The organism is Methanobrevibacter sp. (assembly GCF_045611865.1).
Taxonomy (GTDB): Archaea; Methanobacteriota; Methanobacteria; order Methanobacteriales; family Methanobacteriaceae; genus Methanocatella.
On record NZ_JAZKXX010000074.1, the window covers coordinates 1 to 11,719 of the forward strand.

The following is an 11,719-nucleotide window of genomic DNA, read 5'->3' on the forward strand; positions in this document are numbered from 1 at the left end:
TTACGGTATTATTAAATAGAGGTAAATAATGAACTCTAAAGAAGTTGTGATTGATACCAATTTTTTTATGGTTCCTTTTCAGTTCAATGTGGATGTAATCACAGAACTTGAAAACTCATTACCTTCTTATAGGCTGACTACTCCTAGCTTTGTTATCAATGAATTGAAGGGTTTAAAAAGAAATTCCAAAGGAAAAGTAAGGTTAAATGCAAATTTGGCCTTAAAGTTAGCTAATTCTTCAAAAGTTGAAATAAAGGATATTTCATTACTTGAAAATGAAACTGTGGATGATGCGTTGCTTAGAGTTTCAGAAGTTTTAGCTACAAATGACATTGAGTTGAAAAATCGTGCAAAAGAAAAAGGCATTACTGTTGCCTACTTAAGACAAAAAAAATATATTGCTGTTGAAGGTAAAATATAATATTAATTAAACTTATTAATAAAATGAGGGATTATTTTGTATTACAAAACAAAAATTGAGGACACTGTAAGAATACCACCTTACAGGTTTGAAAGTCCTCTTGAAGAAGTCGCTATTCAAACTCTAAACGAAACTTATGAGGGTCGTTTAGATAAAAAACTCGGTTTACTTATCTGTGTTAATGAAATTGTAGAAATTAGTGAAGGTAGACTCATTATGGGTGATGGAGCTTCATATCATAATGTTGTCTTTGAAGCAATTTTCTTTAAACCAGAACAACATGAAATTTTCGATGGTGAAGTAATTGATATTGTTGATTACGGCGCTTTTGTTAGAATTGGGCCTATGGATGGTTTAATACATGTTTCTCAAGTAACTGATGATTATATTAACTATGATGGTAAAAGAGGAGCTTTAATCGCTAAAGAATCTAATAAAACTTTAGATGAAGGTGACTTAGTTAGAGCTAGAGCCGTCAGTGTTTCTATAAAAGACGAATCTACCAATAATATTGAAAATAATAGGAATTCTAAAATTCCTCTCACTATGAGACAAACCAATTTAGGTAGATTCGAATGGATTGAAGAAGCTAAAGAAAAAAGTAAGAAGGTTTAAGAATGAAAGCTTGTACTGTTTGTAAAATGATTTCAAGTAAAGACCATTGTCCTAGTTGTGGAAATCCAACTTCTGACAATTGGAGTGGTCTTTTAATTATAACCGATCCAGAAGAATCTGAATTAGCTCGTGAATTAAATATTCAAATTCCTGGTGAATATTGTTTAAGAGTAAGGTAGAGGTTTTATTGTGTTACGTTTAGATGCAGAATTAAATAAAGATATAATTAATGAGCTTAAAAAGCCATTAGGTAAATTATATCCTGACTTTGAAGATGCAATCGATGAAATAAAATCTTCTGAGTTTTTAATTTCTGTAGGTGATGCAACATTTGGTAATCTTACTAAATATGAATTATATCCAAACATTGGTATAATTGATAATTTAATTCAAAGAAAAAATCATACTCATGAATTTATACATGCAGATAATATTTTAAAAGCAGATAATCCTGCCGGATGCATTACAGATGATCTATGGGAAACCATAGGCCAAGCTCTTGAATTATCTAACAATGGCGAATGTTATGTAATTGAAGTAGCAGGGGAAGAAGATCTTGCAGTTCTTCCTTGCATCTTAATGGCAAATCCGGAAACTACCATATTATATGGTCAACCGAATGAAGGTTTAGTGCTTTTAAAAGTTTCTGATTTAAAAGATAAAGCTCAAATGCTTATTAACGGATTTATTAAAGAATAAAAATTAAATGAGGTTTTTATAATGGAAATCGAATTCATTGAAGAAAAAGAAAATAAATTATTTAACAGAAAAGAAATTAAATTTTATGTTGATTATGATGGAGAAGCTACTCCTAAAATCTTAGACATTAAATCTAAATTAGTTGCTTTATTAAACACTAAAAAAGATTTACTTGTAGTTGACAATGTACAACCTCACTATGGTGAACCTAAAGCTTTAGGTTATGCTAAAGTTTATGATACTATAGATGATTTAGAATACATTGAAACTAAACATGTTTTAGCTAAAAATGAAGAACCTGAAGAAGAACCTGCTGAAGAGGAAGAAGAAGCTGAAGCTGAAGCTGAAGCAGAAGAATAGGTGGTTTTATGGTAAGAAAATCTGATTTATATGAAGTAGATGGAGACAAAATTGTTAGAAAAAACCAAATTTGTCCTCGTTGTGGTGAAGGTGTATTCATGGCTGATCACGGTGACAGAGTTGCTTGTGGTAAATGCGGATACACTGAAATGAAAAAATAAGATTTTATAAATCTTCATTTCTTTTTTTATTTATTTTTATTTTTAATTATTTTTAAGAAGGGATTTCTTTGGATAATATTAGAAATGGTCGTTTTAAGACTGGAATGACTGATGAAGCAGCTGAATATACTTCATCTTTTGATGCTGATAAATATCTCTTTGAAGCAGATATTAAAACTAATTTTGCACACACTTCAATGTTAAAACATGAAGGTATTATAGATGGTGAAATTGCAGATAAAATTTTGTGTGCTCTTGATGAACTTAAAGAAGAGGGCTTTGATGCTTTAGTTTTTGATCCATCTGTAGAAGATGTGCACATGGCTATTGAAAATTATGTAACTTCTAAAATAGGTCCTCAAGCTGGGTTTATGCATACTGCAAAATCACGTAATGACCAGGTTGCATGTGATGTTAGATTAGTTTTAAGGGAGATGATTGAAGAAATTCAAATCGGAATTTTGGAATTTATTGAAGGTTTAGTTGAAATGGCCGGAGAGCACCTTGAAGATGTTTTCATTGGTTTTACACACTTACAACATGCTCAACCGATTACAATAGCTCATCATTTAATGGCTCATGTACAAGCATTAAAAAGAGACTATGAACGTTTAGCGGATACTTATAAACGTGTAAACTTAAATCCATTAGGCTCAGCAGCTATGGCTACTACAAGTTTTCCAATTAATAGGCAGTTAACCACTGATCTGCTTGGATTTGATGAATATTTGGAAAATTCTATGGATGGAGTTTCTGCAAGGGATTTTATCTCTGAAACAGTCTTTGATTTAGTGGCACTTTCATCAACACTTGCTAAAATCTGTGAAGAATTAGTATTGTGGAGTACATATGAGTTCGGTGTTATTGAAATGGCTGATGAATATTCATCAACTTCTTCTATTATGCCTCAAAAGAAAAACCCTGATGTAGCTGAACTTGCAAGAGGTAAAACAAGTATTGCTACTGGTGAGTTAATCACAATTTTAACCATTTTAAAAGCTATTCCATATACTTACAATAGGGATTTGCAGGAAATTACTCCTCATTTATGGAATGCAGTTAATGTAACCCGTGATACATTATCAATTGTTACTAAAATGATGTTGTCTGTTGAATTCAAAGTTGAAAGATGTGCAGAGCTTGCAGGTAAAAACTTTGCAACCGCAACCGACTTGGCAGACATTATGGTTCGTGAAAAAGAGATTCCATTTAGAACAGCTCATAAAATTGTTGGAAGAATTGTTAATGAAGCAACAGCCAATAATATGGCAGAAGAGGATATTACTTCTCAATTCATTGATGACATTGCAGTTGAGTTAGGCTTTGATGAGTTAAAATTAGATGATGATTTAATTCAGAGGGCTTTAAACCCTGCTGAAAATGTGAGAATTAGAGCTGTTCCTGGTGGTCCTGCACCGGAAATGGTTGAGATTGCTCGCGATAATATTAAAGTATTCTTAAATGAAGAATTTGAAAAACATGGAATTTAATTAAATTCCTATATTTTTTTAATTTTAAATTTATTTAGGCATACCTAAAATTTATATGCTTTCGAGTTCAATATTATAATCACTGAAATAATCTTTGATTATTGAAGTTGATATGCAAGAGATAATAGGATACTTATTCAAATTCAATAAGTAATGCTCAGCTCCTATAATCTCTTTTGCATAATCATAAGTTGTTTTTTTTAAATTAAAAATATTATAATTATTTTGTTTTGTAAAAACTCCAGATTAAATCAAGGGCTTCACCAGGCTCAAGTGCACCTGAACGGGTTTCCCTAAGTATCCTTTGTATTGAGAATTTTTTCATGTATGGAAATTTTTTGTGGACTTCATACAGCAGCGGACAACCAAATCCTTTAAACTCATTTAAATCATAGTTTCTGATTAAGGATTTTATCTCTTGTTTACCTACACTTAAACTTGCTGGAAGGTTCAAGCGATATAATGATTCATCTTGTAAATTTATGCATTGACTACCAGTTGCAAGCATATCACCAAAGACAATTATCGGTATTTCGTCATCTTTTGCATATTGCTTTACTAACTCACTGGTATTGTTTGAACATCTGCCGCAGGGATGAACTTTACCTGTAAAAGATTCTTTGATAACCTCCGAATAGTCAACTTCAATATATTCATGATGAATGTCTAATGATTCGGTTAAAAGTTTGATGTTTTCTTTAAATTGCTTTGGTAAGATTATTGTTCCCGGATTAACTGTAACTGCAATTGGGTTAAAACCTAACTTTTTAGCCAAAATAAGAGAAAAACTACTGTCAACACCACCTGAAAGAGCAACAACAGCTTCAGTTTCAGCTGATTCTTTAAATTTATTTTCTCTAAAGTAATTGTCGAAGTTAAAACTGTAAATGTTATTTAGTTTATCTTCAATTATTTTTTCCAAGTTTTTAAGGCCTATTAAATCCAAATCTATATTATGGACAGTTTTTTTAGATAATTTGAGTTTATATTCCTTGTTTAGAAAGTCACCATAACTTTCAACATGAATGCTATCCAGATTTAATTTTTCTTTAAGTTTTCCAACCACCCAACCGCCTTTTCCAATGATGGCTGATTTATCGGGACGGTCTTCAGTTATAATCCATAATTCATTGGCCTTAAAGTAAATCTCTTCGATAGAAATATTTACTTTGTCATGACCAATCTCTTCTCTTATGGCATTTATTTCATCTAAAAGGAATTCTTTTGTATACATCTAACTCATATCTCTTGTGACACTTATGCTTTCACATGAATAAAGTTTAGGATTTTTGATAATGTCTAAAACTATTTTTTTAATTGATTTTGCATTAGAAACATAACCTTTGGCAGGCTCTCCTTTTTTAGTGATGACATAATCCTCTTCATTCTGGTATGCAATGTATCCTGACCTTAAGATAGTATAGTCCAGGGAACTGTTTTCTATAATATCTGTTGCATTTCTGTGAACTCTTTGTTCTGGCTCATTGTCTAAATTAAATTCGTCACCATTGCCTTTGGGAAGTTCATTGTAAATTCCAACAACGCTCATGAAAATTAGTCTGTTCACATTTAATTCTGTTAGGTTACGTGCAATGGTTACTTGATCAGAACCTGAAACGGCACAGAATACAATATCCTGATTTTCTAAAGCACTCTTTAAATCTTTCTGATTTGTTGCATCTATGCTTTTAGCGGTTACCCTATGGCTGTTCTCATAGATATTTTCTGCTGATTTTGAAATTGCTGTTATTTGATAATTTGGAATAGAAAGTAATTTGGATATGAATAGTCTTCCAAATTTTCCGGTAGCACCAATTACTGCGATATTCATTATTTCACCTTTAAAAACTTATCATATATTCTTTTTAATTTTAAATGTTAAATATTTTTTAGTTAATTTTTTTTAATTTGAAATATAGAATAATAGTATGGAATATAGAAAGTTGGGAAATACTGGAATTGAAGTATCTGAAATAGCTTTTGGAGCCGAATTTTTAGTTGAAAGACCTTATGAAGATACTGAAGTATTAATTAAAGCCTGTGAAGCTAATGGGATTAATTTTGTTGACTGTTGGATGAGTGAACCGGATGTACGTTCACACTTGGGCCGAGCCATTAAGGACAATCGCAAAAATTGGATTATTCAGGGCCACATCGGTTCAACTTGGCAAAATAACCAATATGTTCGAACACGGGATATGGATAAGGTAATTCCTGCTTTTGAAGACTTTATGGAAAGGTTTGAGATTGATACTTTAGATTTTGGTATGATTCACTATGTTGACCAATTAGATGATTATAATGAAATAATGAACGGACCATTCATAGATTATGTTCGCAAGTTGAAAAGTGATGGTACGATAGCACATATTGGATTAAGTACACACAATCCAGATATTGGAATTTTAGCAGCTCAAAATCCTGAAATCGAGCTGCTGATGTTTTCAATTAATCCTGCATTTGACATGTTTGGTTCAATGAGCGATATTGAAGAATATAGAAAAGAAGATGCATATGATGGCGAGTTTTCAAGTGTTCATCCTAAAAGAGCGGAGTTATATAGTTTATGTGAAGAAAATGGGACTGCGCTAACAGTGATGAAAGGTTTTGCAGGGGGAAATTTGCTTTCTGATGAAACATCACCGTTTGGAGTGGCTCTAACACCGATTCAATGTATACATTATGCATTGTCTCAAAAAGGTGTTTCAAGTATTTTTGTTGGGGTAAAGACAGTTGATGAGCTTTTGGAGTCTTTAAAATATTGCCAAGCAACAGATGCTGAAAAGGATTATGTTGAGGTTCTAAGAAATGCTCCAAAACATTCATTTGAAGGACAATGTACTTATTGTGGGCATTGTCAACCATGCACTTCAGAAATTGATATTGCAATGGTAAATAAATTGTTTGACCTAGCAAAAAACCATGATGAAGTGCCTGCAAGCGTGCAAGAGCATTATAATAACTTAAAGTACAATGCAACAGATTGTATTGCATGCGGTGAATGTGAACTTAGATGTCCTTTTGATGTGCATATTGTAGATGTGATGTTGGATGCACAGGATCTGTTTGGTTTTTAGTGTTTGGCGAAATCTTTTTTTAAGCATTAAAAATTCAATCGAATAGTTTAATATAAGTATTTTTACAAATGTTTTAAGTGATTATTATGGCGTATGAAATTAAAAACAAAAAAAATATATCAACAATTGGTGTTCATGCCGGACAAGAAGAAGTTGATGAAACAGGTTCAAGGGTAACACCGATTTATCAAACCACTTCTTATGTATTTGATTCATCTGAACAAGCAGCAAACAGATTTGCACTTAAAGAAGGGGGAAATATTTACACAAGATTGACAAATCCTACAACAGAGGCTTTTGAAAAAAGAATGGCTGCTATTGAAGGTGGAACTGCCGCATATGCGACTGCTTCTGGTATGGCTGCTATATTTTATGCAATCATTAACTTGACTCAAGTTGGAGACAATATTGTATCCGCTGATAATTTATATGGCGGAACATATGAGTTGTTTGAAAATACTTTAGAAGAATTGGGCCGTACAGTTACTTTTGTTGATTCACAATCTCCTGATTTATTTGAAGAAGCTATTGATGATAGGACCCGTGCAATCTATGTTGAATCAATTGGAAATCCAAAACTAGACATTCCTGACTTTGATAAGATTTCTGAAATTGCACATTCTCATGGAATTCCACTAATTGCTGATAATACTGTGGGTATTGGTTCAGTTAGGCCTTTCGACCATGGAGCAGATATTATTGCTTCATCTGCAACTAAATACATTGGAGGTCATGGAACCACTCTTGGGGGGATTGTCATTGAAAAAGGTGATTTTGACTGGATGAATGGAAAATTCCCGACATTATCCGAACCCGATGAAACTTATAATGGATTGGTATTTGCTGAAACATTTAAAGGAGCTGCTTTTACAACAAGGATCAGGACAGTTGTTGGAAGGGATACCGGTGCCGTACCTTCTCCATTTGGTTCATTTTTACTTTTACAGGGTTTAGAAACCTTAGGCTTAAGAATTGAAAGGCATGCTTCAAATGCAATGGCTGTTGCTAAACACTTGGAAGCCCATCCAAAAGTAGCATGGGTGACTTACTCTGGTTTGGAGTCTTCCCCTAATCATGAAGTGGCTAAGAAATATGCTGAAAAGGGTTATGGTGGAATTGTGTCATTTGGTTTAAAAGCAGGTTATGATGGTGCTTTAAAATTCATTGAAAATGTGGAACTGATTTCATTTTTAGCAAATATTGGAGATGCAAAATCATTAGTTACCCATCCAGCATCAACCACTCATTCTCAACTATCTGAAGAACAGCAATTATCTACAGGTGTAACTCCGGATTTAATTAGATTTTCAGTAGGTATTGAGGATATTGAAGATATTTTAGCTGATGTAGATCAGGCTTTAGATAAAATTTAAGGTTTAATGGCAATTATTCTCAAAAAACTTTTTTAAACTTTTTTTATTAACTTTTTTTTAATAATTATAATGATGTAAAAAATTTTATATTTTCTAACTGATATAGTATTAAATAGCTATTTTAGGAAAACGAGAAAACATGATTAGCAAGCAATTAAGAGAATTTGAACTATTAAACACAGTCAGTGAAAGTATTTATGAATTAAATGGTTTAAGAGTTCTTATTATATTGAAAGATGGATCTAATTTAACTAGTTGGGATGATGTAGATAATAAAGAAGATATTATATATATCAGTGAAGATTTATTCGGCGAAACAAATCTTATGGGAAGATATGCTGGAATGACAAATCTTAAAGCTATTATAGCATCTGGCTTTGGAAAAGTAGAAACCATGAAAAGCATGTTTGTTGGCTGTAAATCTTTAGTTGATATTTCATCTTTAGCTAGTTGGGATGTTAGTAATGTCTTTGATATGAGAGGAATGTTTCATGGCTGTGAATCTTTAGTTGATATTTCTGCTCTTGAAAACTGGAATGTTTCTAGCTTAGAAAAGATGTCAACCATGTTTTGGCGTTGTTCTTCTCTTGAGGATGTTTCTGCTTTGGCTAATTGGGATGTTAGTAATGTTGATGACATGTATTATTTGTTTTCCGAGTGTGCATCTTTAGAAAATATCTCCGCTTTGGCTAATTGGGATGTAAGCAATGTACGTGATATGGGGTGTATTTTTGATTTCTGCTCTTCTCTTAAAGATATTTCTGCTCTTAAAAATTGGAAATTATATAATGCATTTAATATAACTGCAATGTTCAGGGGTTGTGTTTCACTTAAGAATATTTCCGCTTTGGCTAATTGGGATTTGTCTAAAATGAAGGATAATTCTGATCTTTTAGCTTTATTTAGTAATTGTACTTCTCTTGAAGATGTTTCTGCTTTAAAATCTTGGGATGTTTCCAATATTTCAAGAATCGATGGATTGTTTGAGGGTTGCATCTTTTTAAAAAATATTTCTGCACTAAAAAATTGGGATGTTTCTAATATTTCGTCAATGGAGCGATTATTTAAGGATTGTGAGTCATTAGAAGATATTTCTGCTTTAAAAAATTGGGATGTTTCTAATGTCACCAATATTATTGAGATGTTTTGTAATTGTAATTCCTTGGTTGACATCTCACCATTAAAATCATGGAATGTTTCAAATGTTAAACTAATGGAGGATTTATTCAATAGCTGTGAATTATTGGAAGACATTTCCCCGATTGCTAAATGGAATATTTCAAATGCATCATCTTTAATTGGCATTTTTGAATATTGTAGCTCATTAAAAAATATTTCTGCACTGGCAAATTGGAATGTTACTAATATTAAATCTATGGAAGAGCTGTTTTGTGGATGCAAATCATTAGTTGACATTTCACCATTAATGAAATGGGATGTTGGTAATTTAATTAATATAAATGAAATGTTTAAGGATTGCAAAGCACTTAATAATGCAAATCCACTTGATTTTTGGATTTTTAGAAATATACAAAATGCAGCAGATGTTTTTGAAGGATGTGATGATTTAAAATATTATCCTGCATGGTATGCTGAAGAAGGATTTAGAGGAACCAATGAATATCTATTGGAATTTGACAGATTTAATAAAACCACTAGGAATATTTTTGATTTAGGCAATTTGAATGTTTTAATTATCTTAAAAGATGGTACTAATCTAACCAGTTGGGATGAGGTATTTCATAGAGAAGATATAATCTATGTTAACGAAGATTTATCTGATAAAGAAGATTTAACTGAAAGATATGCTGGTTTGACATCTCTTAAAGCTATTTTTGCATTTGGCGTTAATAAAGCCGAGAAAATGAATGGAATGTTTTCCGGATGTCATGCGCTAGATGATATTTCCTTTTTAAGATTTTGGGATGTGTCTAATGTAACCGAGATGAAATTCATGTTCCATAAATGTAAATTTTTAAATGATATTTCACCATTGTCTGATTGGGATGTCTCTAATGTGATGGATATGAATGGACTTTTCTTGGATTGTGTTTCTTTAAGATATATTTCACCATTGGCTAAATGGAATGTTTCTAATGTAAAATTCATGAGGGCAATATTCTGGAATTGCAGGTCATTATTTACTATATCTCCATTAATTAATTGGAATGTGGAGAATGTAGAAAACATGAAAGGAATGTTTTTCGGGTGCATATCTCTAGATGATATTTCCTCACTAATTAATTGGAATGTGGAGAATGTAAATATTCTAGCTGGAATGTTTGGGCATTGTAAAAATCTAAAAAATATAGATTTTTTAAGTAATTGGACTATATCCAGTGCAAGCACAATAGATCATATGTTTTTTGGCTGTGAGTTATTGAAGGATGCAAGTGTTTTGGATAATTGGGACATTTCCAACATTGAAAATATGGATATGATATTTAAAGGATGTGTTTTATTAGAAAAATATCCTAAATGGTATGAATATGATGATAATTAATAATTATTCATGGCTTTCTTTCATTAAGTATTAATAATATTGATTTCAAAAATAATATATGGTGTTTAAGTGGAAATAGATCATTTGTCAATTTTAAAATTAGTATCTGAAATTATTATTTTTCTACTCTTAATAGTTATTTTTAGATTTGGGGGTTCTAAACTTAAAAAGTCTTCCAATAGATTTTTAAACCCTAAAGAATATTTGCCAGAAGAAGAAATCCATTCCTTAAGACAAATATTTTACTTAATGATGATGGCATTAATATTTATAGATATCTTATATGCCGTTGTGTTTATAAAGAACGATATAATTTATTTTGTATTATTTGACATTCTCCTTTCTTTATATATTGCCAGCTCCTTGGACACAAGTTCTTTAAAAAATAAGATTTTAATTATATTGCTAGTTCCATATGGTTCTTTAACTTATCTCATATTTGGCAATTCTCTTGTTGGATTAATTGATTTAATTCAGATTCCAGTATTAATTTACTTTATAAAAGTGTATTTCGATAAATTTAGAGAATATACTCAGTCAAATGGACTGGGAATAGCAGTAATTTTATTGTTTGCAATAATTTTTATTAGTTTTTTAGCAACACAAGTTAGTGAAAATGTTAATCCACTAGATTCTCTTGTTATGGTTTCAAATGCATTTACCAGTAATGGTTATGCAGTTTTAGGTAAATCTATTCCCGGTAAAATAAATGCTATAATCTTGGTTTGGGGAGGTTATTTATTGTCTGGTGTGGGTACTGCTACTTTAACTGCCGCAATCTTGACAAAGCATTTCAATAACCGATTTGATGAATTGGAAAAGAAGATTGAAAAGAACAATGATGATTAGTTGAATATTATTTTCATATAAAAGTATTACATTTTTTGTTATTTTTTAAGTTTTAGTGTTATTCTATCTTCAAGTATTACTTTTTTTTAATCCATTTAAATAATAATTATTACTTTTTATCAATGAACTTGATTAGTATTACTTTTTACACGATTTAAGCCGTTTTAGTAT

The 11,719-nt window shown here is 31.3% G+C and carries 13 protein-coding genes; 11 read left to right on the forward strand and 2 right to left on the reverse strand.

All coding sequences use genetic code 11. The features are described from left to right. Positions 1-28 precede the first annotated feature (28 nt). From ACKI32_RS08700 to argH, 7 genes are all read left to right on the forward strand, one after another. Positions 29-421 (forward strand): PIN domain-containing protein, encoded by a 393-nt coding sequence (locus tag ACKI32_RS08700; protein WP_407415507.1) that lies wholly within the window; start codon positions 29-31, stop codon positions 419-421. A 36-nt stretch (positions 422-457) separates the two neighbouring features. Beyond that, positions 458-1,036, forward strand: coding sequence for a DNA-directed RNA polymerase (locus tag ACKI32_RS08705; RefSeq protein WP_407415509.1), 579 nt, complete (start codon positions 458-460; stop codon positions 1,034-1,036). 2 nt (positions 1,037-1,038) lie between these two features. After that, positions 1,039-1,215, forward strand: a complete 177-nt coding sequence (gene spt4, locus ACKI32_RS08710; RefSeq protein ID WP_407415511.1) for a transcription elongation factor subunit Spt4 — start codon at positions 1,039-1,041, stop codon at positions 1,213-1,215. Between the two features lie 10 nt (positions 1,216-1,225). After that, entirely contained in the window at positions 1,226-1,735 is a 510-nt protein-coding gene (locus ACKI32_RS08715; RefSeq protein WP_407415513.1) for a GTP-dependent dephospho-CoA kinase family protein, read from the forward strand. Positions 1,736-1,756: 21 nt separating this feature from the next. Next, complete coding sequence (locus ACKI32_RS08720; protein WP_407415515.1) at positions 1,757-2,095, forward strand: 30S ribosomal protein S24e; 339 nt, start codon at positions 1,757-1,759, stop codon at positions 2,093-2,095. Positions 2,096-2,103: 8 nt separating this feature from the next. Beyond that, positions 2,104-2,256, forward strand: coding sequence for a 30S ribosomal protein S27ae (locus ACKI32_RS08725; RefSeq protein ID WP_067042875.1), 153 nt, complete (start codon positions 2,104-2,106; stop codon positions 2,254-2,256). 68 nt (positions 2,257-2,324) lie between these two features. Then, complete coding sequence (gene argH, locus ACKI32_RS08730) at positions 2,325-3,746, forward strand: argininosuccinate lyase (RefSeq protein WP_407415517.1); 1,422 nt, start codon at positions 2,325-2,327, stop codon at positions 3,744-3,746. A 220-nt stretch (positions 3,747-3,966) separates the two neighbouring features. On the opposite strand, the gene ACKI32_RS08735 is transcribed toward argH, so the two are convergent. Together ACKI32_RS08735 and ACKI32_RS08740 are read right to left on the reverse strand one after the other, a co-directional pair. Next, positions 3,967-4,980, reverse strand: a complete 1,014-nt coding sequence (locus ACKI32_RS08735; RefSeq protein ID WP_407415519.1) for a 7-cyano-7-deazaguanine synthase — start codon at positions 4,978-4,980, stop codon at positions 3,967-3,969. Further along, positions 4,981-5,577, reverse strand: coding sequence for an NAD(P)H-binding protein (locus tag ACKI32_RS08740; protein WP_407415521.1), 597 nt, complete (start codon positions 5,575-5,577; stop codon positions 4,981-4,983). A 97-nt stretch (positions 5,578-5,674) separates the two neighbouring features. Here ACKI32_RS08740 and ACKI32_RS08745 point away from each other — a divergent pair, with 97 nt between their 5' ends. The 4 genes from ACKI32_RS08745 to ACKI32_RS08760 all read left to right on the forward strand — a co-directional run bounded on the left by ACKI32_RS08745 (position 5,675) and on the right by ACKI32_RS08760 (position 11,548). After that, entirely contained in the window at positions 5,675-6,823 is a 1,149-nt protein-coding gene (locus ACKI32_RS08745; RefSeq protein WP_407415523.1) for an aldo/keto reductase, read from the forward strand. An 86-nt stretch (positions 6,824-6,909) separates the two neighbouring features. Continuing rightward, positions 6,910-8,196: an O-acetylhomoserine aminocarboxypropyltransferase/cysteine synthase family protein gene (locus ACKI32_RS08750; RefSeq protein ID WP_407415525.1), complete on the forward strand. Its 1,287-nt coding sequence runs from the start codon at positions 6,910-6,912 to the stop codon at positions 8,194-8,196. Positions 8,197-8,335: 139 nt separating this feature from the next. After that, the gene (locus tag ACKI32_RS08755; protein ID WP_407415527.1) at positions 8,336-10,699 is read left to right on the forward strand and encodes a BspA family leucine-rich repeat surface protein; all 2,364 of its coding nucleotides are present in this window, start codon (positions 8,336-8,338) and stop codon (positions 10,697-10,699) included. A 69-nt stretch (positions 10,700-10,768) separates the two neighbouring features. Continuing rightward, on the forward strand, positions 10,769-11,548 hold the full coding sequence (locus tag ACKI32_RS08760; RefSeq protein ID WP_407415529.1) for a hypothetical protein: 780 nt from the start codon (positions 10,769-10,771) through the stop codon (positions 11,546-11,548). The last annotated feature ends 171 nt before the right edge of the window (positions 11,549-11,719 follow it).